This is a genomic window from Desulfovibrio sp. JY (genome assembly GCA_021730285.1).
GTDB lineage: Bacteria > Desulfobacterota > Desulfovibrionia > Desulfovibrionales > Desulfovibrionaceae > Solidesulfovibrio.
On sequence record CP082962.1, the window covers coordinates 2,417,189 to 2,440,016 of the forward strand.

Sequence of the window (22,828 nt, forward strand, 5' to 3'; positions counted from 1 at the left end):
GTTCCATGAACGAGTCGTCACTGGGCAAGGAGATGTTCTCCGAATTTCTGGGGACCATGATCCTCATCATATTCGGAGCCGGATGTGTGGCCATGAAGGTCTTTTTCGGCGAGGCGTTGAACATATCATGGGACACGATCACCTTCGGTTGGGGCTTGGGCGTCTTTTTCGGCGTACTGGCCAGCCTGCGCTCCGGCGCGCACATCAACCCCGCCGTGACCCTGTCCCTGGCCGTCACCGGCCGGTTTCCCTGGGGCAAGGTGCTGCCCTACACCCTGGCCCAGACCGCCGGCGGCTTTCTCGGCGCGGCCATCGTGTTCCTTGATTTCAAGGCCAAATGGCTCATGGCCGACCCGACGCTGGTCAAAACGGCCGGCATCTTCTGCACCTTCCCGGCCGTGCCCGGGTTCTGGCCGGGCTTTATCGACCAGGTCATCGGCACCGCCGTGCTCATGTTCGGCATCCTCTCCATCGGCGACTTCGGGGCCAAGAACAAGGTGCCCTGGATCGGCCCCGTGGCCGTGGCCATGCTGGTCATGGGCATCGGCATGAGCCTTGGGGCCATGAACGGATACGCCATCAATCCGGCCCGCGACTTCGGCCCTCGCTTTTTCGCCCTGCTGGCCGGGTTCACCCAACCGAACCTGATGGATATGAGCATCGTGCTCGTGCCCATCCTCGGACCCTTCGTCGGCGGCTCGCTCGGTGCGCTTATCTACGACAGGACCACCGGAGCGCTTAACAGGGACCCCAATGCCGATTTTTGCGAAGACGGCGCGCAGGAATGTGAGGAGTGTAAGTCATGAGCAAGTACATTCTGGCCCTTGACCAGGGCACGACCAGTTCCCGGGCCATCCTTTTCACCCGCGAAGGCGACATCAAGCAGATCGCGCAAAAGGAGTTCACCCAGATTTATCCCCAGCCGGGTTGGGTGGAGCACAACGCCAACGAAATCTTCGACACCCAGTCCTTCGTCATGGGGGAATGCCTGAGCCAGGCCGATGCCGACGCCTCGGATGTGGCGGCCATCGGCATCACCAACCAGCGCGAGACCACCGTGGTTTGGGAAAAGGCCACCGGGTCCCCCATTTGCAACGCCATCGTCTGGCAGGACCGCCGCACGGCCGGCTTTTGCGACGAGCTCAAAAAACGCGGCCTGGAAGATACCTTCCGCTCCAAAACCGGCCTGGTCATCGACGCCTATTTCGCCGGCACCAAGATCCGCTGGATGCTCGACAACGTCCCCGGAGCCCGGGCCAAGGCCGAAAAGGGCGAACTGCTCTTCGGCACCATCGATTCCTGGCTCATCTGGAACCTGACCAAGGGCGCGGTCCACGTCACCGACACGTCCAATGCCAGCCGGACCCTGCTCTACAACATCCACACCGGCCAGTGGGACGACGAGCTGCTCGATATCATGGGCGTGCCCCGTTCCATGTTGCCCCGCGTGAGCCAGTCCTCGGAAGTGGTCGGCGAGGTGCATCCCGAATTCCTGGGCCGGGCCCTGCCCATCGCCGGCATCGCCGGCGACCAGCAGGCCGCCACCTACGGCAACGCCTGCCTGCACGAGGGCATGGCCAAAAACACCTACGGCACCGGCTGTTTCATGCTCATGAACACCGGCACGACCCCCCGCCCCAGCACCAACAACCTCCTGACCACCGTGGCCTGGGGCACGCCGTCGGGGCGCTATTACGCCCTGGAAGGCAGCGTGTTCATCGCTGGCGCGGTGGTGCAGTGGCTGCGCGACGGCCTCGGCATCATCAAAAGCGCCCCCGAGGTGGAACAGCTCGCCCTGTCCGTGCCGGACAATGGCGGCGTCTTCCTGGTGCCGGCCTTTGTCGGCCTTGGCGCGCCCCATTGGGACCAGTACGCCCGCGGCACCATGGTCGGCATCACCCGCGGCACGACCAAGGCCCATATCGCCCGGGCGGCCATCGAATCCATCGCCCTGCAGACCTACGACATCATGGGCTGCATGCAAAAGGACGCCGGCATCAAGCTGGAAACCCTGCGCGCCGACGGTGGGGCCACCCGCAACAACCTGCTCATGCAGTGCCAGGCGAACGTGCTGGGCGTGCCTGTCGAGCGGCCCAGGGTGACCGAGACCACGGCCCTTGGCGCGGCCTATCTGGCCGGCCTGGCCGTCGGCTTCTGGCAAAGCGAGGAGGAGATCGCCGCCATGTGGCAGCTTGACCGCCGCTTCGAGCCGAACAAGTCCCCTGAAGAGCGGGAAAAGCTGATCTACGGCTGGCAGCGGGCCGTGGAACGCTGCCGCAACTGGATCGAATCCTAGGAGAGAGGCCTTCCGCCGTATTGCCCTCGAAATCCCTGCCCACGCATTTCGAGGCTGCGGCGCGGAGTGAACATATTGCCCGGTCCCTGCGGTTTGCCCGAAGACGAACCGGACCGTAGGGAAAACATGCGCGCGGCGGCATGGCTTCGGCCATGCCGCCTTATTTTATGGGGAAGAGGGGAGAAATGGGGAAAGAGGATGCGAGAGGGGAAACCCTTTAAAAAGGGTTCTCCCCTCTCGCGCTCTCCCCTTCCTAAATTTTATAATGGGGACATTGTCTGAGCAGGCCACTTTAAAGGCATTTCGTTTGAAAGGCATGGGCAAGCGGCCTTTGGTGGTTGCTGTGCCGGCGGCTAGTGTGGCGTTCTCTAAAAAATATGACAATATTTTTTAGAGAAAAAATAATTATTTAAATATATTATTCTCAAAATTCGTATGCACGAATTTCGAGAACGCGACACTAGCCGATGGCGGCGGTAAGGATGGCCGCCAGTTCCTCGGACGACAGTTCCACGGGGTTGCCCCGCATGCTGCTGGCCTTGGCCGCCTTTTCCACGACGAGTGGGATGTCGGCCGGGGTCAGGCCGAGCGTCCCCAGGGAGGGGGCCTGGAGGGCGCGGCAAGTTTCGGCCAGCCAATTGGATCCGTCTTCCGGCGTGGCCTCCGGCGAACCGGTGAGCAGGCGGGCGGCTTCGGCGTAGGCGGCAAGCGCGGGAGCCTTTGGGGCGCGGTCGCGAAGGGCCTTGATGTTGGCCGCCGTCACGAAGGGCAAAAGGCTCGCGCAGACAAAGCCGTGCGGCGCGCCGAAAATCCCGCCGATGGGCGCGGCGAATCCGTGCACGGCCCCGAGTTTGGCATTGGCCAGGGCCATGCCGCCCAAAAGGCTGGCCAGGGCCATGTCCTCGCGGGCGTCGAGGTCGCTGCCATCCGCGAAGGCCCGAGCGAGCCCCCGGGCGGCCCGGGGCAACCCCTCCCGGCACAGGGCGTCGGTCATGGGATTGGCCTTGCCCGAGACGAAGGACTCCAGGAGCTGGGTCAGGGCGTCGAGGCCCGTTGCCGCCGTGACGGCCGGCGGCATGGTCGCCGAAAGAAGCGGGTCCACCAGGGCGACGTCCGGGAGCATCATGGCCGAGCGCAGGCTGACCTTGACCCGGGCCTCGGGGACGGTGAGCACGGCGTTGGCCGTGGCCTCGGCTCCGGTGCCGGCTGTGGTCGGCACGGCGATGATCGGCAATGGCCGCTCGGTCAGGGGGCGGCCCTGGCCGACCACCTCCAGATAGGTGAGGATCTCGGCGGTGTTGGTCGCCAGCTCGGCCACGGCCTTGGCCGTATCGAGGGCGCCGCCGCCGCCGATGCCGACCACCACGTCGCAGCCGGCCTCGCGGGCCAGACGCGCGCCGGCCACGGCCGTTTCCACGGCGGGTTCCCCGGCCACGGGAAAGACGGTCACGGTCAGGCCGGCCTGGCGCAGGGCCGCAAGCAGTGCCTGGTGCCGGTCCGGGGTCGCGCCCGTGACGACGAGCGGGGCGTGGCCGCTTGCCGCGACGAGCGTGGGGAGTTGTCCGGCCGTGTCGCGGCCGAAGACGACCTTGCCCGGGGTTTGGAATGTAAAGTTCATAAGCCACTATGGCTCGGCCCGGGCCATGGCGCAAGAGAGCAGGGACCGGTTTCGGCAAGGCGGTGCAGCGGGGAAAAAGGCCGCTCTGCTTGCCGCGCCGGGAAAAGCGTCGTAAGAATGGCATAACCCTGAAAACGGGCTGTCCAAAAAATCGTATGATAATTTTTAAAATTGCAGCAGGTTAAAGGAGCGGGAAATGTCGAAGACACTGCTTGTCGCCAAAAACGTTGCGCAGGGAAACATTCTGGCGGACACGATAAAGGGGCAGACCTATGAGGTCGATGTCGTGCATTCCGTCGAAGAGGCGGTGGCGATTTTCAAAAGAGAGCCCTTCGACGCGATCGTGCTGGATGTTTCCTTCGAAGCGGATGCCGAAGCCGCGGTCAAGCGCGTCAGGGAAAGCGCCGCCGCCGCGTCGGAGAAGAGAACCCCTCTGATCGTCGTGACCAAGAGCTTTAGCGAAAGCTCCTTTCTGCTCGATTCGGGCGAAGTGGACGTCTTGCTGGAATACCCGGCCCATGTGGAGCAGTTGCGGCAGGTGGTCGAACAATTCGTCGGCTGTTGAGACGACATCCCGCAAGGCCTTGACACGCGACTTTCCTTGATGTGATCGTCAAAGCGGCCGTAGAGGAGGCGTCCTCCCCGCAGCTGCGCCCACGGCACGTTTTCATGCGTTCACGCCTATCCGGTTCGTCAGGCGGACCCGGCATCATAACTGTGTTTCCTTTCACCTTGCGAAGGACGGTCAATGAGCAGCGAGCAGCACTTGGCGCTTACCGAAGTGGGCACGAACGAAGTCGAAATCATGTGTTTTTATATCGACATCCATTCCGGAGAATCCGTCTACAGAGCCTATTACGGCATCAACGTGGCCAAGGTGCTCAAGATCACCAGGCTTCCCGAGCAGGTCATGCGTCCGCCGCTCGCCAGCCACGCCTCGGTGTACGGCGCCTTTCACTTCAAGGACCGGGACAAGGTGGTGCCGGTGGTGGCCCTGGCCCGTTATCTGGAGCAACCTCAGGTCGAAAGCGACACGCAAAAGTTGATCATCACCGAATTCAATCAGGTGATGACCGCCTTTCTGGTCTCCGGCATCACCCGTATCTACCGCTTGAGCTGGGCCGATGTGGAAAAACCGGACAAATACATCAATGAATACTCCCACAATGCCTTTACGGGGCTGGTGAACCTGGAAGGGCATATCGTCTTCATCCTTGACCTGGAAAAGGTCGTCATCGAATTGAACCCGGATTCCGGCAAGGATTTTTTCGGCGTCGCCAACGCCATCAAGGCCGACCACAGCATCCATGTGCTGCACGTGGACGATCAGGCCATCGTGCGGCGCATGGTCAAGCGCGCCCTGGAGCAGGACGAATCGTTCACCGTGGAGTCGGCCGACAGCGGCCAGGAAGCCCTGGCCATGCTCCAGGACAAGCTGACCGAGGCCAAGGAAAAGGGCTGCGCCGTGACGGATCTGGTCAATGTGGTGGTTTCCGACGTGGAGATGCCGGTCATGGATGGCTATACCCTGTGCCGCTCCATCAAGGACAACCCGGAACTGGCCCGCCTGCCGGTGTACCTGTTTTCCTCGCTTATTACCGAGGAAACCCTGCACAAGGGCCAGTCCGTGAAGGCCGACGGCCAGTTTCCCAAGCCCCAGACCGAGGTGATGGCCCGGGAAATCCTGGCTGACCTGGCCCGCAAGTGCATCGAGGGCCCGGTTGCCGGCGCGGCCTGAGGCCGCCAACTCCTCGGACAGGTTTGGCCTTGAACTCCGCTGGGAACTTCCGTCGCGTGGACATCGAAAACCGTCCTCATCGCTTGAGGACTATAGCGTAACGGACTGTCCAAATCCCAGGAGACTCCCGGCAACTCTTTTGGGGAAGATTACAGAGCCTCAGGAGCGGAGGTTCATCTTTTTGCGTTTATCGTTCGGACAAGCATCCGGGCTTCGCTCCAGGACAGTGGCCTGAGCGCTCGTCTCCAAACCAACCCTCTCATGCTCCAGGCTCGCTTGCCCTCCCCTCAACCGCGCTCCAGTCCGGGCGGTTTTCCCCGAGCCTTCGCAGGATCCGGCCCCCGATCGCAACAACCCATATAGTGGCAGCCCAACCGATCTTCCTTCAAAATATGACCGCGTTGCTTGCACGCCATCTGGCAGCGTCCGCAGCAGGGGATGTCTTGAAAAAGCGTTTGTATTCCCGGCTGAACTGCGACGGGCTTACATAGCCTACACGAGAGGCCGCCAGCGCTACGCCAATACCGTCGGCTACCAGCAACATACGGGCCTTATGCAGCCGAAGGGCTTTCATGTACTGCATCGGTGATGTGGCTGTTACAGCTTTGAAATGGCGATGCAGGGTTGCCGGGCTCATGCCCGCCTGGCTGGCCAGCTCGTCGATTTCCAAGGGCGTGGTGTAATTCGCGTGCATGTGACGGAGAAGATCGGCGATGCGCGCGAAATCGCCATGACGGGAGGCCAGGGCTCGCAACAGCCCGCCCTGCGCGTCAAGAAGGACGCGATATAACAACTCCCTGGCCAAGGCCGGGGCAAGAACGCGGCTGTCCATGGGCGAAGCCAGGGCCCGCACGAAGCGGGTTGCAGCTTCGCGAACCTCCGCGGTCAGGGGTGTCGGCGCGATGCCGCCCTTGGGCAAGGGAAACGCGCGAGGTTCGTTGTCGCCCATGGCCAACAGCAGCTCGGCGACCATGGCGGCGTCAACATCCAGGCGCATGGAAATCATCGGCTCCCGCGGGCTGGCGATGACCTCGCATTCGGCGGGAAGCGGCACGGCCAAAACCAGATAGTTGTCGGCATCGTATCCGTAGACTTCAGGCCCGAGATACCCACGCTTGCGCCCCTGCCCCAAAATGACCACGCCGGGCTGGTAGATGGCCGGGGCGCGGGGCTGCGACCGGCTATGACGCAAAAAGGTGACCCCTGGCAACGCGCTCGGGGACTCGCCTTCCCGAACGGCCAGGCTCGCCATGATATTCTTCAATTCTTCTGGCATATTCTGTTGTTGTCTGGTCCGCTCATAGCATGGTGGCTTTGCCATACAATCCGATAGCAGTTTGTCGACCTGAGAGGAATAGGCATGAGATTGCCGTAATCCGGCATCGTCAACCACCCCAGGCGCCATTATCTGCTCGGACATGAAAACACGATCCGAAAATGGCTTCCTGTCGACGGCAGATCTTCTCCGTCCCGGCGGGGAGTGGGAAGCGCGGGAGGCGCTGGCAAACGTCCGAGCCGGCGCCATGAACCGCACGAACATCGGGCACACCCGGAGCGATCCTCATGGCGAAGCGTAATTATGTTGTTACAGGGGCGACCAGCCGGACGGGCAGCATTGTGTCGAGGGCCTTGCTGGAGGGGGGAGCCCAGGTGCGCGTGCTCGGCCGCAGCGCCGAACGCCTGGAGCCGCTTGCGCGGTTGGGAGCCGAAGTCCGTATCGTCGAACCCTTGGACGCCGAGGCCCTCACCGCGGCCTTTGTCGGGGCCGATGCGGCCTATGTCATGTTGCAACCCAATTATATCCCTGACCATCCGGACTTTCGGGGATACCAGGATACACTCGTGGACAACCTCGGCATGGCCCTGGAGCGATCCGGCGTATCCCATGCGGTGGGGCTCAGCAGCTGGGGCGCGGAGATGCCCGCAGGAAACGGTCCCGTGGCTGGGTTGCACCGACTGGAAGAGCGCCTTGGGCAAATTGCGGGACTCAATTTCCTGGCCCTGCGCGCTGGTTATTTCATGGAAAACCTCTTTTCCCTCCATCTCGAAGGCGGCGCGCTGGCAGGCCCGTTTCGGCCCGAAATCAAGCTTCCGTTCGTGGCCACGCGCGATGTGGGCGAGGCGGCGGCCAATGTCTTGCAGTCCTTGGATTTTACAGGAAAAACATATCGGGAGATTAAAGGACCGCACCCACGCAGCATGCTTGAAACAGCGGCCATGCTTGGAAAAGCGCTTGGAGGTCCCCTGGTGCCCTACGTCATGGAGTCGCTGGAAACGTTTCGGCAACAGTTGGTCCAGGCCGGCTGTTCCGAAAGTATTACCACGTTGATGCTCGAGGTGGTTGAAGGCATCAATTCCGGCCGGCTGCACGCGCTGTGGCCCCATTCGCCCGAAGACGCCAAGCGGATGGACCTGGAAACATTCATCCGGGAACAATGGGTCGCGCGGCTCAAGCCCGAGATGCAATAACGCTTGTTTGATGCCCCCCGGGGGTGGTCGGCCCACCCCCGGGAGTGCAAGGGAAACGCATCGTCCCGATGGAGATGGCCCTGGCCAAGGCGTCGTATCAGGCGATTGCAGCGGCCGCGATGCGGCGCACGACGCCACCGAGGAACGGGCCGGAGAGCATGCCCCGGCGTTCGATCTTTTTAGGACAGGCTGCAAGGCGCTTGCTGCGGAACCATCAACCGGGGGCGCTTACGCAGTTTTCGGGATATTTTCCCAGAAAGCTGTGTTGATCGAAACACTAATGGACCGAGGGAACATTTCTGATCACGATGAGCCTTTATCCACAACTTTTAAATTGCGCCTGGACCTTCGTTATCTCCATTGCGCATTGCTTTTTGAAATCCCCTTCCGCGTCATCCTGCCCCATGCATTGGAGCAACCCCATACTCCACAAACAATCACCGCAAGGTACCGTCTCGCCGTAGCAATCATTTTCGAAATCGATGGAATCGATATCCTCACACGGATAGACGTTGCAGCCTGGGCAATGGGGATATCTTCCCCGCAAAACATCGGATCGAAACTGTTTGTATTCCTGGCTATTCCACACATCCAGTATGGATTCGCGCGACAAATCTCCAAAAACGCGTTGCGCAACCTGCTTTCTTCGTCCATACAGATTACAGCTAAAGCTTCTCCACAGAAAATGGCACGGGGAAACCTTTCCGTCCCAGGCAATAAACATCCCGCCCTGCTTGACGCCGACACATGCATGCGCGGTCAAGGGGCGCAGGGCAGGAAGGACAAGACGAAGACCGACGCTGGCGGCAATCTCCTCTGCCTCTTGAAATACTTCCTCCGCTTGATGCAGTTCCTCCCCCTCAATAAGATTTCCTATATGAAAAGGAATATCATTTTGGCATGCCTGGGTGGATATGGACTGGACCAATTCTATCAATTTTATTTCATCAGGCGTCTTCTTGTATTTCCAGAGCACCTTGAAATACTGACTGAGATCGATTCCCTGTTGCCGCGCTCTTGCAAGCCAATTCCTATAAAATATCTCCCCGGATTCCGTATTCATCCCAAATATTGGTTGATCCGCCATGGCGCTGCCAAACGGCAAAATATGGGAGACGATGAGGTGCGTTACGCCTCGTGAGGCGAGCCACCGCACCAACGAAGGCAGTTCATGCAGGTTCTCGCGCATGACGACGAATTCCGCGCCGACTTCCAGCGCGCTTCCAATGCGCTCCTTGCGCACGTTGGCCAGGACATCAAGAGCGCGTTCCACACGTCCCAGACTCCCACCGCTTCGCACAGCGCGGAACAATTTCGGAGAAGTCGCATCCACGGAGAGAAATATTTTGTCCAACCCGACCCGGGCGAGCGAACGTGCCCTCGTCGCGTCGAGCAGATGCCCGTTGGATTGAAATCCAACCCAGCTTGCGGCGGGCATGGATTGTTTGGCGACCCGGATAAAGTCCTCAAGGTTGGGATGCAGGAGCGGTTCGCCAATACCGTTCAAGATGAGGGCATCGAGAAAGGGGAAGGCCGGCCCAAGCGATTCGAAAACCGCTGGAGTCATGTCCCCCTCAGGACTTTTCGTCGGACCGGAATACTTCACGCACATCGGACAATGCAAATTGCATCTGGAAGTTACTTCCACAAAGAGACGTGATGGCTGCGGCAGAAGGGCGCATTCCATGTCGGACGGCGAAATACCAATCATGTTCCATCCTCGAGTGAAGCCTTGCGGTCGAAAGCAAGGGACTACCGGACCCAAGAACCATGCAATGCGGCAGCGATCGTCAAGCAGGACGAAGAAGCCCTTGAAGGGCTTGGGCAAAACCAATGCTCCCGTCCGGCGCAAGTGAGGCATCCTCCCCTTTTATGCGCGCTATAGCATACCGAGAGACAGCTTGAAAAGCGGGATCACCTCGCCACAATCCATTGGAAATAAAGACAATTGCATGGCAAACGCACGGCGCTACGTCAATCGAACGGAGGCGCTTTCCGTGGCTTTTCGGGGGGCAACACGCGCAAGGTCCTGCAACATCCATGGCGCTGCGGGAGTGCCGCGTCCGCCTGTTCCTTGCCGTACGATGCAAAGAGTCACGCCGGATGCCGCACCCATGATGCGGTATCAATCTCTGGATATCCCGCCGGAGGGATTGCTGGTCACATGACAAACCCCCGCCGGGGTTTGGACCGCGCAGGGAAAATACTTCTTCTTGAACCAGAGCGACACGTTCACAAGACCGATAAGGACAGGCACTTCGACCAAAGGTCCGATGACCGCCGCGAAGGCTTGTCCCGAGTTCAGACCGAAAACGGCCACGGCCACGGCAATGGCCAGCTCGAAGTTGTTGGAGGCCGCGGTGAAGGAGAGCGTCGCCGCCTGCTCGTAGGTCGCACGCGCCCGGATCGACAGAAAGAAAGAGACCAGGAACATGACCAGAAAATAGATGAGGAGCGGCACCGCCACCCGGATGACATCCATGGGCAGCGCCACGATGACTTCGCCCTTGAGGGAAAACATCACCAGAATGGTAAAAAGAAGTGCGATCAGGGTGATCGGGCTGATTTTGGGAATGAAGACGGTTTCGTACCACTCTTTTCCCCTGGTCATGATGCCGACGATCCTGGAAATGACTCCGGCCAGAAAAGGAATGCCGAGGTAGATGAAGACACTCTCGGCAATCTGCCCCATGGAAATGTCCACTTGCGCGCCCGTAAGCCCAAGCCAGGAGGGCAGGACCGTGATAAAGACATATGCGTAGACCGAGAAAAAGAGGACCTGGAAGATGGAATTGAAGGCGACCAGGCCGGCGCAGTACTCGCTGTCCCCGGAGGCCAAGTCGTTCCAGACAATCACCATGGCGATGCAGCGGGCGAGGCCAATCATGATGAGGCCAACCATGTATTCCGGATAACCATGCAGGAAGAGGATCGCCAACAGAAACATGAGAACGGGACCGATGATCCAGTTCTGGACGAGCGACAGTCCAAGCACCCGCCAGTTGCGAAAAACCCGTCCCAGGAGTTCGTAACGCACCTTGGCCAGCGGCGGGTACATCATCAGGATGAGCCCCAGGGCGATGGGGATGTTCGTGGTTCCGACCTGGAAAAAGCCAACGACATTCCTGATCCAGGGCATAAGATAGCCAACAGAGACGCCGACAAACATGGCAAGGAAAATCCACAAGGTGAGGAATCGGTCAAGGAAGGCGAGACGCCTAGTGATGGATTCGGTCATGGGATGCCTCCGGTCCGTTTCAAGGTGACATCGCGTGGAAGCCATTTCCCTTCAGGGTACATCGCTCCAGTGACAATCAGACCCCGAAAAAGGGCTTCGAAATAAAATACAACCCCAGGAGTGCGATCAACACCCCGGCGCTTTTGCGAAACCAGACACCGCCGTGCCGCATGGCTCCATTTTCCAACCACCGCTGCACCAGTGCCGTGGAACTTCCGGCAACCACAATGGGAAGACAGTGCCCCACGGCAAACAGCACGATGAGGATCACCCCGGTCAGAATCTTTTCCTGGATGGTGATGATTGCCAAAATAGGCGCTATAAAGCCGAATGTACACGAACCCGATAGTACTCCATAGGCCAGACCGAGAAGCAGCGCGCCGGCAAGCCCCTTGACCTTGAGCCGTCCCAGCATACCACTGGAGATGGAGCATTTGGCCACCCCCAGCATATCGAGGGCTACCCAAAGAAGAATCGCGCCGACGAGAATCGTCCAGTACGACCCGACATCGCCAAGCATGCGTCCGAGCAGGGTACAAATCACCCCAATGGCCGCAATGGTCACGAACAGCCCGAAAGAGAACGCCACGGCATACTTGGCGGCTTCCCGCCCCTGTATGATTTTACCCTGCCCCGCGACATAGCCGACAATGAGGGGGATGGACGCCAGATGGCACGGACTGAAAAGGACGCTGACGACGCCCCAGAGAAAGCAACCAACAGCAGCAATGGCCAGGCTGCCTGTCATCCAGCCATTAATGGCAAGAAACAACTGGTCAAGCATGGCATGCCATCCTAGTTGGCCAACAACTTGTCCAGCATTTCGGCGAACGGCTTTTCGTCCAGAAAGCCTTCGTGCCGATAGACTTCCTTTCCCGCCTTATCAAAAAACAGCTGCGTGGGAATTGCCCGGATTCCAAATTTTGCAGCCTGCTCCGGCGCTTCCCGGACATCGATGAAAACGATAGCCGCTTTTCCCTGGTACTTTTTTTCCATGGCATCCAGGACCGGGACCATCATCTTGCAGGGGATGCATGTCTTGGCCCCGAGATCGACGACGGTCACCATGTCCTTGACGGGGACATCCTGCGTTGATGCGGCAGAGACAATTGAAGCACAGGATACCATAACGATAAACAAGAAAGTCATGATTTTCATGATGTCCTCCACTCTTTTGTGTTCATGTACCTATGCACTAAACATACCATTTTATACTGGCCATAAAACCAGCACAAAGATACCTTAACGCTACTCATGCGTTTAATAATTAAACGCACACCAGTTACACTACGGAAATAAAATATACATATCGGGGGACATGCATGTTTTACATAAAGCTTTGGCCACCAATCCTCTTGACCGGTGGCCAAACATCACACAGCAAGGCCAATCGAGGGAGCGAGAACCATGCCTAGGGCTTGAGCCACGAGAGCAGCTCGCTTCTTGAGGGAACCTTGCCCACCACCTTGACTTCCCCGTCAATGACGACCGCCGGCGTGGAGAAAACGCCATACCCGGCGATTTGTTGAAAATCGGAAACCTTTTCCACTGTCGCGGTCACGCCAGTCTCACTGACGACTTCGCGGACCAGCTTCTCCGCTTCCTTGCACTTCGCGCAGCCAGGACCAAGCACCTTTATTTCCATGATTTCCTCCAAAGGACAGCTTCATTTCGCTTTTATATGACCGCATTGAAAAGATACCCCACGAGGAGGATGCCGAGTCCCACAACACCGGCAAAAACAAGGATCAGGCGGGGCTTGAGCACCTTGCGCAGGATCACCATCTCGGGCAGCGACAAGGCGATGACCGACATCATGAAGGCCAGGACGGTTCCAAGCGCGGCCCCCTTCCCGAGCAGCGCTTCGACCACGGGCACGATCCCGGCCGCATTGGAATACATGGGCACGCCGACGAGGACGGCGGCCGGCACCGACCACCACGCGCCCTTCCCCATGATCGAGGCCATGAATCCTTCGGGCACGTAGCCGTGGATTCCGGCGCCAACCGCAATACCGGCCACGACATAGATCCAGACCTTGCCGACGATATCCTTGACCGCGTGCAGGCCGGCCTCGATGCGATCCGTCCAGGTCTGTTCGTCCGCTGGGACGACGGAAGGATCGGTCCGGATTTTCATGACCCAGTCTTCGACATAGGGCTCCAGGTTGAGCTTTCCGAGCACCCACCCCGCGAGTACGGCCACGAACAATCCCGTGCCGAGGTACAGGGCCGCCACCTTCCAACCCAGAAGGCCGTAGAGCAGGACCAGGGCGATTTCATTGACCATGGGCGCGGAAATCAGAAAGGAGAACGTCACCCCCATCGGCACGCCCGCCGTGACGAAACCGATGAAAAGCGGCACGGCGGAACAGGAGCAAAAGGGCGTGACGATGCCGAGCAGCGCCGCCATGACGTTGCCGACGGACTCCCGTTTCCCGGCAAGGATTTTTCGCGTCCGCTCGGGCGTAAAGAAGGTCCGGATGATGCCTACCCCAAAAACCACGAGGGTGAGCAACATAAGCACCTTGGGCGTGTCGTAAAAGAAGAACTCCAGAGAATCGCCAAGATGGCTTCCCTGGACCACACCGAGCACCTTGTAGGTGATCAGGCGGGAAAACCCGGGCAGCAGGCCATAGACCAGCCACCAGGCGACCAGGACCGGCATGAGCAGCAAAAGATAGCGGACAAGCTTCCCGTTGCCCGTCCCGGTCCCCTCGGACACGGCTTCCTTCACGCAGCAGGTCTTGCATTCAATTGGTTCCATTCCAAATCTCCCGGTTCACTGGGCAGCGCCTTGGCCGCCGAAACGGCCTCCCGCGTCATGCCCCCTGTCGCATCCGACTATTCGCACGGATTGGCAAAATGGGGGGCGACAGCCATGGCCACCGACAGCACCCGCTCTTCGGTCACAGGGCTTTCGCCTTTGGCAAATCCCAGATCGGCAAGCTGGACGTGGGCAAATTCCGTGAAACCCGCCTGCTCCAGGGTCTTGCGGGCGCAATTCAAGGGACAGCCGTCAATGGCGACCACCTTGGCGGCGACTTCGGTGGTCTTCATGATCCCGCTGACGCGCCCGCCGATCCCAGCCAGGCAAAACATCTTCGCCACACCGTCCGCCGTGAGCTTGCGCGCGGCCTGATCGGCCAGGGCGCCGACATCGGCCCCGCCGGAGCAGGCGAAAACGAGTTTGGGGGCGGCGGAGCAGCAGCAACTCTTGTTCTCGGACATGATGGTCTCCAGGTTTTGGTCGGCATCGGCATACGAGGCGCAATCCCGACGGTATTTGTATGTTTTGCCAATCAGCAAAATATAATGACAAAAAAATTTAGGCGCTCTCGCCCTGACGGGTACAAGACGCCTGCGCCGCGACATGTTGCATGCAGCTGAAGAGCTTCAAGACGCAGGGGGTCAGCAGCCGATAGTACACCTGCGTGCCCCGTTTTTCGGAATCGACAATCCCTGCTTCACGCAGCACGCTTAAATGCTTCGACATCGTCGACATATCGACTCCCGCCAGCTCGGTCAGTTCGCAAACGCACCGCTGCCCGTGCGACAGCGCATCGACGACAAGCATGCGCGTTTCATGGGCTAATGCCTTGAAAATTTTAACTTGCTGTGAAAAGCGGCGCGATTTCATTGCGAACTCCAAGCATTGACTAATTGGCAAAATAGCCAAGTACCGAGGAATGTCAAGCCCAATTGATAAATACAAAATGTGCTCAACCGCATACTTGCCCCAGAAAAGGTTCAAACGACTCCTGGCCGAGCGAGACATCGAGATCGAGGTTCATGAGAAGGGAGTCGCCGCAAAAAAAGGGAGGCGCGCCCGCCAGACGCCAGCAGGTGGCGCTTGCGCAGCGACGCGGACTGTCGCAGCGCAGGGCGTGTGGACAACGTCTTTATCGAGCGGCTGTGGCGCTCAGTGAAATGGGAGTGCGGCTACCTGCGGGAACTCGAAACCGGCAGCCAGGCCCGTCAGGCGCTTGGCGATTGGTTCCACTTCTACAATGAGCAGCGACCGCATACGGCTTTTGACGGTCGCCGGCCCATGGACGTATGCCGGGATGGCCACTCGGCCTCAAAGGCGGCATGAGCACTCACCGGACTAGAGCTGAACTGCGCCGCCAACCTGTCCAACCGACTCGGACCACCTCAGCCAGGGGAAAACGCCCAGGAGGGGGCAGGAGGGAGAGAATCCGAGGGGTATCCGGGAAGATGGGGAACGCAGGCCCGGGACCGGGGGGCTAGGAAAAGTTCAAAGAGAAAATACTGTCATTTTAGCATGTTGAAAATTCAGGTGGCTGCATTTATTTGTTTTCAGCACCAGAACCATCATCAACGATGCTTTTAAAGAACATTTGATGACTTCTGGCAGCCCTCTCGGTAAGGAACTTGAATCAAAAACTGGCAATTTTTTCGCTCAATCTTCAAAAATGAACTCCCTTTAACGAACCAAGCTCCATGCCAAGTTGACAGCAAAGGGATTTAAGTTATCTTCCACAAGAAAATCCGAAGAACAAAAACAAGGAGACTCATCCATGCCTATCGCATCGAAATTTGACGCGATGAAACTTCGCACCATGATCACCGAAGGTAAAACTGCTCAGCAAATTATGGATGCCTTCGATATTCCCAAAACCACCCTGAAAAACCATCTCACGAAGCTTATGACGCTGGATGAGAAGTTCTATAAGATCGCAGGGATGGATGCTCGTGTGGCATCTGGCAGTGTGAAGCTCTCGAAGAATGGTCTCCGTCTGTCCCCGACGCTCCTGGCCAACTACGGCTTCAGCCAGGGCGACGAGTTCAAGGTCTCCTGCCTGGAAGAGGGGAAGATTGTCCTGGAGAAGAAGTAGCTGGTTTTTTTGGAATAGTTGTGAAATGGCCCACGTCGTCCAGGGAAATTGGTTGGCGTGGGCGTTCTGTATGTTGCGTGTGGTTTGATGATGGAGGCCAAATGGACAAAAAACTTGTATGCCCATGTGGTTTAACTTGCTGTGACTGCATGTTCTACAAAGACGAAATTTATGACGCTGCTTTAAAGCTGAAGAATCTTATCGTTGATTCTAGACTAGATTTTTTTCTTAAAGCTTGTAGCGATGAAAAGACCCTTGCTGCTATGGGGGAACACTTAGACCTCGGTAGAGGGTCAACACAAATTGAATTATCAGAAAAGTATGGTATTTTTAAAGAAATTCCAACGTTTATGAACGTCCTCGAAGGAATTATAAAAATACAATGTAAAACGCCATGTCGTGAATCAAGAGGCTGTTCAGCTGGTGGGGACACAATAAAATGTACGGCATTGAAGTGCTTGGAATCAAAAAAATATGATGGATGCTGGCAGTGTGGCGAGTATGAGGACTGTGAAAAGCTCAAATTTCTTAAGATGAGTTATGGTTTTGTCATTAACGAGAATTTAACAACCATCAAGGAAGAGGGTGAGGAAAAAGTTAGATCACATGGTTCTCAATATTATGCATGGCAAAGAAAACTTTCCAGTACAAGGTAGATGTGGGCGTTTTTGTAGGGAGTTGAAGGCAGGATCGTATGTATTTTGTCATCATGAACCCGATAGCACGACAGATAATGAATCCATGTAGCCAGGCCAATGGGTAATTTTTCTATCCTTCACCGTGGTAATTGAACAAAATCTATTATTATAGTCTTTCCCAGAGAGTGTCCCGAAAATTGGGTAACGCCCCTGGTTGATGGTTCACCCGAGATAGTCTTTGAGCCTTTCCTGGAAGAAGATCGACAGCTGGGCCATGATCTCTTGTCAGTTCCTCGTTCGCATCGTCCAGCGCTTCTCGGCTTCGGCCACCGCCAGATAGAGTGCCTTGATCAGGGCAATCTCGGTCGGGAAGACGCGTTTCCCCTGCACGGGTTTTCTGACTCGGCTGTTGAGACTCTCAATGGGATTGGTGGTGTAAATCAGCCGTCGTACCGCTTCGGGATAATTGAAAAACGTCGCCAGTTCTGGCCAGTGCCGTTTCCAGTCCTTCCACCCAGAGTCGATTCGGACCTTGCGCTTTGAACTCCCGTTTGACCACGCCTGAGGCGTATCAGCGCGGATGTTTCGCGGTCGGGACATGTCACTGGTCACATGGCGGCGAGGCGGACGCATCCCCGTCTTTGCCGCTTTTTTTAAATTCCTCGGTGTAGGCGGTCAGGATGGCGCGTATCATGGTGCCGAACCTGGGTTTGAGTTCCTCACACCGCGTGGAGTTGTGCATTTCTATGCCCTTTCTTTCACTTCGGATAAGCCCCGCCTCGCGCAGGACCCGGAAATGCTGGGAGAGCGTGGACTTGGGCACAACGCGATTTGGCAGCCGGAGAAAATCGGAGCAGGTCTTTGGGGCGGTGGATTGCATGATTTCCTTGAGTATTTGAACGCGGATCGGGTCGGATAATGCATGGAGGATGCCCTCGACGGTCACGTCTTCGATGGCGGGATGATAGAGCGGCTTCATTGCTTCCTTTCCTTAAGCAGCCAGGTGTTCGCCCCGGTGCTCATCCTTGTGGGACGCCGCCACTTGGTGCTTGATGCAGCTTCGGGGTTGACATAGCCCTTGGTAGTTCACAAGATCTGAACTATTGAACATCTGGCGGCCGCAATCGAGATCTCCGGCGAGTTGTCCAGCCGAAAGGATACGCCTCCGCATTTGATCCGATCTGGACAATGACGTGTGAACGCGAGCGGATGCAAGCAACCGCCTGGCAGGTGAAAGCTATCTGACCCAGGCAATAAGCGCAAATGCGAGGAGGGGACCATGAACAGGCGCCATTTCATCGGACAATCGGTCGTGCTGGCGACGGCCCTGGCCCATGGGGACAGCTTGGTCGCCAAGGCCCAGACGCAAGGCCCCCAATTGGGGATCGCTCACAAACAGGCGGGGTATTATTGGCATAAGGTCGGCGGCGTGGATGTCATCGCACTGTCCGACGGCACCCTTCGCAGTACGGCCAAGCTTCTCAGCGCCACCCCCGATCAGGTGGAGGCGCTGCTTAAGGCGTCGTATGTCCCGTCGCCACGCGTCACCTCGGTGAATGCCTTTCTCATCATCCAAGGGGAGCGCCGCATTCTTGTCGACGCCGGGACAGGGACGCTGCTTGGGCCAACCCTCAACAAACTGCCGGGAAGCCTTGGGGCCGCGGGGTTTAAGCCCGAGCAGATTACGGACATCCTGCTCACCCACATCCATGCCGACCATTCGGGCGGGTTGACCGTCGATGGCAAGAAGGTCTTTCCCTCAGCCACCGTGCATGTGAATCGGGTGGAGGTCGATTTCTGGCTGGACCCTGCCAACATGGACAAGGTCGGAGCGTATTTCAGGCCCATGTTCGCGTGCGCCAAGGCGTCGTTGGCCCCGTATGCTGCCGCCGGGAAAGTCGCGCCTTTCGAGGCCGGGGCAACGGTTTTCCCTGGGATTTCCACCCAGGCTGCGCCGGGTCACACGCCGGGGCACAGCTTTTACACCCTGGAGAGCCAGGGCGAGCGGCTGGTTTTTATTGGCGACATTGTCCATGCGGCCGAGGTCCAGTTTCCTCGTCCCGACGTGGCCATCGAGTACGACCTCGATCCCGATGCTGCGGTCAAACAACGGGAGCAGGCTTTTTTCGAGGCGGCACGCCAAGGGCACCTTGTGGCCGGAGCGCACATTTCCTTCCCTGGCATCGGGCATGTGGGCAAGGCCAATCCAGGATACCGCTGGCTGGCTGTGCCGTACGTCAACGATGCTCAGGGGCTGCAACAGACATGATTATTGTAGTGGATACGAGTTTGGAACCTCGCCTTTTAATGGACGAACCGCCCACGAATCCCCAGACCGCTGCAACGAGAACTTGAGCATGGCGGGGGCTGGCTCCCGGTGGGGCAATTGATGCGACAACCGACTTCGTCGGATTGTTTTGTCCTATTTTTAAGTCTGTTAAGTTGTCGGCAACCATCCGTTGCGCAGGATCCCGCAAATGGCCAGTGTCCAATGACGTGTCGCACGCTTTCCGCGTCAAACCAGCTGATATTGGCGCCAATATATTGATTCCAAGGCGGATCTGGCACATAAAAAACTACAGGACTAGAAGAATTGCCCACTCGTCCTCACTCTGCTAGGATCGGCAATGCACACCACAGGCTCCAGATAGGCCCCGGTTGTTTTGGAACCAGGAGGATGACAATGCACATCACGACCACAAACCAGCCTGCATTAGCTCTTGGTTTTGGAAATTATACTTGTAATTGGGGAACCCATTTCTGTGGTCTCTATGAGACGGAAGCTGAACGCGACGAAATCATCATGGGGTTTCTCGCTCAGGGGGCACAAGCCGAAGATCTCCAGTTCTATGCTCCGGCAGAGCGAACAATTGAAGATTTTAAAAGTGCATTTTCAAAACATTGTCCGCTGTGCGGGCAATATCTGGCCGACTCAAATACGATGCTGATTCAATCTGCCAAGGATCTCTACTATCCAGGCGGGACATTCTCGCCATGGACCATGGAAGATGCTTTGAATGATATTTTTGAAGAAAGCCAAATGCACGGGAAACGTAATGTTCGAGCCACGGCTGAGATGGCCTGGGCACTTGAAGCTATCCCAGGAGTCGACCATCTTATGGCGTATGAGTCGAGGCTCAACTACTTTATTACAGGCAAGCCCTGGATCAGCATCTGCTTGTATAATGTAACGAAATTCGACGGCAAGACGATTATGCAGGTTTTACAGACACATCCCTTTACCATAAGCCAAGGGGTGATCACCGCGAATCCTTTCTTCCAGGATCCGGACCTCTGGCTTGCCAAAAATGCCCCCGAGTTTCTCCGCCGTGACGAATAACCGGGACGTCGCGCACGATCTGTTCTTGCTCCTGCTCAACCTGTCACAATTCTCAGACAGGGAGCTGGTCATCAGGGTTTTTACCGAAGCCGTGGGAGCCCTTTGGCCAGCGCTTTCCTTTTCTTATGCTGCGGCCCTGTCGCCCGGCCTGCCCACCGCCCTGAACCTGGATACCGTGAAAAACAACTATGGCGCCTTCATGATCGAAGGGGAGATCGATGTCCTGCCTCCCCAGGAACGGAAGCTTCTGGGCAACGCCGTGAGCTTGCTCGCGCTGCTGTTGGAGCGTTTGGAGCAGCAGCGGCAACTTCAGGACAGCAAGCAAACGCTGCAAAATGAGGTTGCTGTCCGTACGAAGGAACTGTCAGCACGTAACCGTGAGCTGGAAAATGAAGTTGTCCATCGCATTCTGGTTGAGGAAACTCTCCACAAGAGTGAGGAACAACTTTCCTTCGTCCTCGAGGGCAGTCAGCTTGGTTTTTGGGATTGGAATCTGAAAACAGACGAAGTCCGTCGCAACGAGCGGTGGGCCGTGATGCTCGGGTTTACGTTGGAAGACATAGAATTTACGACCAAACAGTGGAGTGATTTCGTTCACCCGGACGATATCGACCATGCCTGGCGCTCCATCCGGGACAACCTTGAAGGCCGGAGCGCTTTGCACCGGGCTGAATACAGGATGCGCACCAAGGACGGCAGCTACCGCTGGATACTCGATCAGGCAAAAGTGGTGGAGCGGGATGCGGCTGGGCGCCCACTACGCATGAGCGGAACCCACACGGACATAACCGAGCGCAAGCTGGCCGAGGCGCGCCTGCGTCGCAACTCCGCTATTAACAAGGCCCAGGCGGATATCGCAAGCGCGCTCACCCGACCGGAGCCCTCGATCATGAGCATCGCCGAGGTGGTCCATCGGTGCGCCTTGGAGATTACCGAAAGCACCCACGGATTCGTCTCGTCCATTGACCCGAGTACGCAAGAAAGCGTGGCTACTCCAGGTGCCGGCCTGCGACAAACCGAAGTGTGTCTTGTTGGACAAGATTCGCGAATATGCTTCCCCAAATATCCGGAAGGCTTTGCTGGATTCCGGGGAGGGACTCTGAATCGTACGCAGCCTTTTTACACCAACGCCCCAGACAGCCACCCGGCCAGTTCCGGCCTGCCACCCGGGCATATCCCCATCAAGCGGCTCATGGTTGTGCCCGCCGTTTATCAAGGAGAACTTCTCGGCGAAATCGCTTTGGCAAATTCGAAACGAGACTACATTGAGGAAGACTTGGCTGCCATTCAAGTCTTTGCCAACCTTTTCGCTGTGGCAGTATACAGGATGCGGGCCCTTGAAGAACTCATCAAGGCGAAAGACTCCGCCGAAGCAGCCAGTAAGGCCAAGTCTGAATTCCTGGCCAACATGAGCCATGAAATACGCACGCCGCTCAACGGCATCCTCGGCATGCTCCACCTTATGGGAACCACCCCGCTCGATGGCGAACAGAAGGAATATCTCCTCGCAGCGATAAGGTCCTCCAATCGCCTCACACGCCTCTTGTCCGACATCCTCGATTTGTCCAGGATCGAGGCAGGGAAAATGGTCCTCCATGAAGAAGAGTTCGAAGTCGCAGGCCAGCGGGAAACCATTATCGACCTTTTTGCCATGGAGGCAAAAGAAAAAGGGATTGTACTGGATTTTTCAATTGATGAACGTATCCCGTCACGACTTGTCGGGGACAAATCCCGTCTGCAACAAATCCTCTTCAACTTGATCGGAAACGCCATAAAATTCACTGACGCCGGCAAAGTACAGATCGAGATGATGTCTCTTGGTTTGCAACATGGCGCACTACGCGTCCTTTTCATTGTCCAGGATACAGGAATTGGTATTGCGGACGATCTGCTCGAGGCTATTTTCGAGCCCTTCACCCAGGCGGAAAATTCCTACACACGTCGTTTCCAAGGGGCGGGGTTGGGGCTTTCCATTGTCCGAAAACTGATCGGTATGATGCATGGAGCACTGACTATCGACAGCACAGAGGGCCTGGGCACGACTGTTTATTGTTCCCTGCCCTTCAAACTCCCCGCTTCACTGCGGAGGAAGCATGATGAGCATGCGGAGAAAGCGTATAGCCTCCAGCAGGATCAGCCCTTGCGCATCCTTTTCGCCGAAGACGATGCGGTGAACTTGATGGCCGGCAAGTGGTTGCTCGAGAAGTCCGGTTACACCGTAGGCACAGCCGTGGATGGCCAGGAAGCCCTCACAAAGCTTTCAGACCAAGAATTCGACTTGGTCCTCATGGACATCCAGATGCCTGGCATGGACGGTGTGGCGGCCACCAGAGCGATACGCGAAGGGAGGGCAGGCCAGGATAAGGCAAGCATCCCGATCATTGCCATGACTGCCTACTCCATGCTTGGTGATAGGGAAAAATTCTTGGTTGCCGGGATGGACGACTACATCTCAAAGCCAGTCAGCATGGTCGAGTTACATACTGTCCTCAGCAAGGTGATTGGCGGGAAGAAAGGGTTTGCACCCGCATAAATTCAAACACGAGAGTGTATTATATCTTCAGAAAAAGTGCGGGAGGTGCCGCGATAGTCGCGGTGCCGATAGTCGCGGCATTCCCAAGGGGCAACCTCCT

General features: G+C 57.4%; 22 protein-coding genes and 2 pseudogenes. 12 read left to right on the plus strand and 12 right to left on the minus strand.

From position 1 onward, the window contains the following. Positions 1-5 precede the first annotated feature (5 nt). Positions 6-806 carry an aquaporin family protein gene (locus tag K9F62_10835; protein ID UJX39230.1) on the plus strand — a complete coding sequence of 267 codons (801 nt, stop codon included), beginning with the start codon at positions 6-8 and terminating at the stop codon, positions 804-806. Further along, the gene (gene glpK / locus K9F62_10840; protein ID UJX39231.1) at positions 803-2,296 is read left to right on the plus strand and encodes a glycerol kinase GlpK; all 1,494 of its coding nucleotides are present in this window, start codon (positions 803-805) and stop codon (positions 2,294-2,296) included. The genes K9F62_10835 and glpK overlap by 4 nt, the downstream gene beginning before the upstream one ends. A 460-nt stretch (positions 2,297-2,756) precedes the next feature. Here glpK and K9F62_10845 read toward each other — a convergent pair whose 3' ends face one another. Beyond that, positions 2,757-3,914, minus strand: coding sequence for an iron-containing alcohol dehydrogenase (locus K9F62_10845; protein ID UJX39232.1), 1,158 nt, complete (start codon positions 3,912-3,914; stop codon positions 2,757-2,759). 196 nt (positions 3,915-4,110) lie between these two features. Between K9F62_10845 and K9F62_10850 the strand changes: the two genes are divergently transcribed. After that, positions 4,111-4,479 carry a response regulator gene (locus K9F62_10850; GenBank protein ID UJX39233.1) on the plus strand — a complete coding sequence of 123 codons (369 nt, stop codon included), beginning with the start codon at positions 4,111-4,113 and terminating at the stop codon, positions 4,477-4,479. A gap of 183 nt (positions 4,480-4,662) precedes the next feature. Further along, complete coding sequence (locus K9F62_10855) at positions 4,663-5,652, plus strand: response regulator (GenBank protein ID UJX39234.1); 990 nt, start codon at positions 4,663-4,665, stop codon at positions 5,650-5,652. 385 nt (positions 5,653-6,037) lie between these two features. On the opposite strand, the gene K9F62_10860 is transcribed toward K9F62_10855, so the two are convergent. Then, the gene (locus K9F62_10860) at positions 6,038-6,928 is read right to left on the minus strand and encodes an AraC family transcriptional regulator (protein ID UJX43190.1); all 891 of its coding nucleotides are present in this window, start codon (positions 6,926-6,928) and stop codon (positions 6,038-6,040) included. A 287-nt stretch (positions 6,929-7,215) separates the two neighbouring features. Here K9F62_10860 and K9F62_10865 point away from each other — a divergent pair, with 287 nt between their 5' ends. Next, a complete protein-coding gene (locus K9F62_10865; protein UJX39235.1) occupies positions 7,216-8,121 on the plus strand; it encodes an NAD(P)H-binding protein in 906 nt (301 codons plus the stop codon). Positions 8,122-8,437: 316 nt separating this feature from the next. Here K9F62_10865 and K9F62_10870 read toward each other — a convergent pair whose 3' ends face one another. The 8 genes from K9F62_10870 to K9F62_10905 form a co-directional block, all read right to left on the minus strand. After that, on the minus strand, positions 8,438-9,832 hold the full coding sequence (locus K9F62_10870) for a radical SAM/SPASM family putative metalloenzyme maturase (GenBank protein UJX39236.1): 1,395 nt from the start codon (positions 9,830-9,832) through the stop codon (positions 8,438-8,440). Between the two features lie 414 nt (positions 9,833-10,246). After that, a complete protein-coding gene (gene arsB / locus K9F62_10875; GenBank protein ID UJX39237.1) occupies positions 10,247-11,359 on the minus strand; it encodes an ACR3 family arsenite efflux transporter in 1,113 nt (370 codons plus the stop codon). A gap of 76 nt (positions 11,360-11,435) precedes the next feature. Continuing rightward, positions 11,436-12,143 carry a sulfite exporter TauE/SafE family protein gene (locus K9F62_10880; protein UJX39238.1) on the minus strand — a complete coding sequence of 236 codons (708 nt, stop codon included), beginning with the start codon at positions 12,141-12,143 and terminating at the stop codon, positions 11,436-11,438. Between the two features lie 11 nt (positions 12,144-12,154). Further along, positions 12,155-12,517, minus strand: coding sequence for a thioredoxin family protein (locus K9F62_10885; protein ID UJX39239.1), 363 nt, complete (start codon positions 12,515-12,517; stop codon positions 12,155-12,157). Between the two features lie 253 nt (positions 12,518-12,770). Next, the gene (locus K9F62_10890) at positions 12,771-13,004 is read right to left on the minus strand and encodes a thioredoxin family protein (protein UJX39240.1); all 234 of its coding nucleotides are present in this window, start codon (positions 13,002-13,004) and stop codon (positions 12,771-12,773) included. A gap of 32 nt (positions 13,005-13,036) precedes the next feature. Next, a complete protein-coding gene (locus K9F62_10895) occupies positions 13,037-14,125 on the minus strand; it encodes a permease (protein ID UJX39241.1) in 1,089 nt (362 codons plus the stop codon). Between the two features lie 77 nt (positions 14,126-14,202). After that, positions 14,203-14,589 carry a putative zinc-binding protein gene (locus tag K9F62_10900; protein UJX39242.1) on the minus strand — a complete coding sequence of 129 codons (387 nt, stop codon included), beginning with the start codon at positions 14,587-14,589 and terminating at the stop codon, positions 14,203-14,205. 97 nt (positions 14,590-14,686) lie between these two features. Further along, entirely contained in the window at positions 14,687-14,998 is a 312-nt protein-coding gene (locus K9F62_10905) for a metalloregulator ArsR/SmtB family transcription factor (GenBank protein UJX39243.1), read from the minus strand. A gap of 106 nt (positions 14,999-15,104) precedes the next feature. On the opposite strand from K9F62_10905, the pseudogene K9F62_10910 reads away from it, so the two are divergent. The 4 genes and pseudogenes from K9F62_10910 to K9F62_10925 all read left to right on the plus strand — a co-directional run bounded on the left by K9F62_10910 (position 15,105) and on the right by K9F62_10925 (position 16,873). Then, a pseudogene (locus K9F62_10910) lies at positions 15,105-15,249 on the plus strand (IS3 family transposase). A gap of 34 nt (positions 15,250-15,283) precedes the next feature. After that, positions 15,284-15,454 (plus strand): integrase core domain-containing protein, encoded by a 171-nt coding sequence (locus K9F62_10915; GenBank protein ID UJX39244.1) that lies wholly within the window; start codon positions 15,284-15,286, stop codon positions 15,452-15,454. Between the two features lie 445 nt (positions 15,455-15,899). After that, positions 15,900-16,217, plus strand: coding sequence for a helix-turn-helix domain-containing protein (locus K9F62_10920; protein ID UJX39245.1), 318 nt, complete (start codon positions 15,900-15,902; stop codon positions 16,215-16,217). Positions 16,218-16,318: 101 nt separating this feature from the next. Continuing rightward, positions 16,319-16,873 carry a DUF3795 domain-containing protein gene (locus tag K9F62_10925; protein ID UJX39246.1) on the plus strand — a complete coding sequence of 185 codons (555 nt, stop codon included), beginning with the start codon at positions 16,319-16,321 and terminating at the stop codon, positions 16,871-16,873. Between the two features lie 270 nt (positions 16,874-17,143). Here K9F62_10925 and K9F62_10930 read toward each other — a convergent pair. Then, positions 17,144-17,359: pseudogene (locus K9F62_10930) on the minus strand (transposase). Between the two features lie 97 nt (positions 17,360-17,456). After that, positions 17,457-17,834: a helix-turn-helix domain-containing protein gene (locus tag K9F62_10935; GenBank protein ID UJX39247.1), complete on the minus strand. Its 378-nt coding sequence runs from the start codon at positions 17,832-17,834 to the stop codon at positions 17,457-17,459. Positions 17,835-18,134: 300 nt separating this feature from the next. On the opposite strand from K9F62_10935, the gene K9F62_10940 reads away from it, so the two are divergent. The 3 genes from K9F62_10940 to K9F62_10950 all read left to right on the plus strand — a co-directional run bounded on the left by K9F62_10940 (position 18,135) and on the right by K9F62_10950 (position 22,728). Beyond that, on the plus strand, positions 18,135-19,124 hold the full coding sequence (locus K9F62_10940) for an MBL fold metallo-hydrolase (protein UJX39248.1): 990 nt from the start codon (positions 18,135-18,137) through the stop codon (positions 19,122-19,124). 414 nt (positions 19,125-19,538) lie between these two features. Continuing rightward, on the plus strand, positions 19,539-20,195 hold the full coding sequence (locus K9F62_10945; protein ID UJX39249.1) for an MEDS domain-containing protein: 657 nt from the start codon (positions 19,539-19,541) through the stop codon (positions 20,193-20,195). Beyond that, positions 20,155-22,728 carry a response regulator gene (locus K9F62_10950; GenBank protein UJX39250.1) on the plus strand — a complete coding sequence of 858 codons (2,574 nt, stop codon included), beginning with the start codon at positions 20,155-20,157 and terminating at the stop codon, positions 22,726-22,728. The genes K9F62_10945 and K9F62_10950 overlap by 41 nt, the downstream gene beginning before the upstream one ends. Positions 22,729-22,828: the final 100 nt, after the last annotated feature.

Coding starts and splice junctions, on each gene's coding strand:
- K9F62_10865 (UJX39235.1), top strand. CDS start 7,216: ATGGCGAAGCGTAATTATGTTGTTACAGGGGCGACCAGCCGGACGGGC.
- K9F62_10845 (UJX39232.1), bottom strand. CDS start 3,914: ATGAACTTTACATTCCAAACCCCGGGCAAGGTCGTCTTCGGCCGCGAC.
- K9F62_10880 (UJX39238.1), bottom strand. CDS start 12,143: ATGCTTGACCAGTTGTTTCTTGCCATTAATGGCTGGATGACAGGCAGC.
- K9F62_10925 (UJX39246.1), top strand. CDS start 16,319: ATGGACAAAAAACTTGTATGCCCATGTGGTTTAACTTGCTGTGACTGC.
- K9F62_10935 (UJX39247.1), bottom strand. CDS start 17,834: ATGAAGCCGCTCTATCATCCCGCCATCGAAGACGTGACCGTCGAGGGC.
- K9F62_10945 (UJX39249.1), top strand. CDS start 19,539: ATGCACATCACGACCACAAACCAGCCTGCATTAGCTCTTGGTTTTGGA.
- K9F62_10905 (UJX39243.1), bottom strand. CDS start 14,998: ATGAAATCGCGCCGCTTTTCACAGCAAGTTAAAATTTTCAAGGCATTA.
- K9F62_10940 (UJX39248.1), top strand. CDS start 18,135: ATGAACAGGCGCCATTTCATCGGACAATCGGTCGTGCTGGCGACGGCC.
- K9F62_10900 (UJX39242.1), bottom strand. CDS start 14,589: ATGTCCGAGAACAAGAGTTGCTGCTGCTCCGCCGCCCCCAAACTCGTT.
- glpK (UJX39231.1), top strand. CDS start 803: ATGAGCAAGTACATTCTGGCCCTTGACCAGGGCACGACCAGTTCCCGG.
- K9F62_10920 (UJX39245.1), top strand. CDS start 15,900: ATGCCTATCGCATCGAAATTTGACGCGATGAAACTTCGCACCATGATC.
- K9F62_10870 (UJX39236.1), bottom strand. CDS start 9,832: ATGATTGGTATTTCGCCGTCCGACATGGAATGCGCCCTTCTGCCGCAG.
- K9F62_10835 (UJX39230.1), top strand. CDS start 6: ATGAACGAGTCGTCACTGGGCAAGGAGATGTTCTCCGAATTTCTGGGG.
- K9F62_10885 (UJX39239.1), bottom strand. CDS start 12,517: ATGAAAATCATGACTTTCTTGTTTATCGTTATGGTATCCTGTGCTTCA.
- K9F62_10855 (UJX39234.1), top strand. CDS start 4,663: ATGAGCAGCGAGCAGCACTTGGCGCTTACCGAAGTGGGCACGAACGAA.
- arsB (UJX39237.1), bottom strand. CDS start 11,359: ATGACCGAATCCATCACTAGGCGTCTCGCCTTCCTTGACCGATTCCTC.
- K9F62_10895 (UJX39241.1), bottom strand. CDS start 14,125: ATGGAACCAATTGAATGCAAGACCTGCTGCGTGAAGGAAGCCGTGTCC.
- K9F62_10860 (UJX43190.1), bottom strand. CDS start 6,928: ATGCCAGAAGAATTGAAGAATATCATGGCGAGCCTGGCCGTTCGGGAA.
- K9F62_10850 (UJX39233.1), top strand. CDS start 4,111: ATGTCGAAGACACTGCTTGTCGCCAAAAACGTTGCGCAGGGAAACATT.
- K9F62_10890 (UJX39240.1), bottom strand. CDS start 13,004: ATGGAAATAAAGGTGCTTGGTCCTGGCTGCGCGAAGTGCAAGGAAGCG.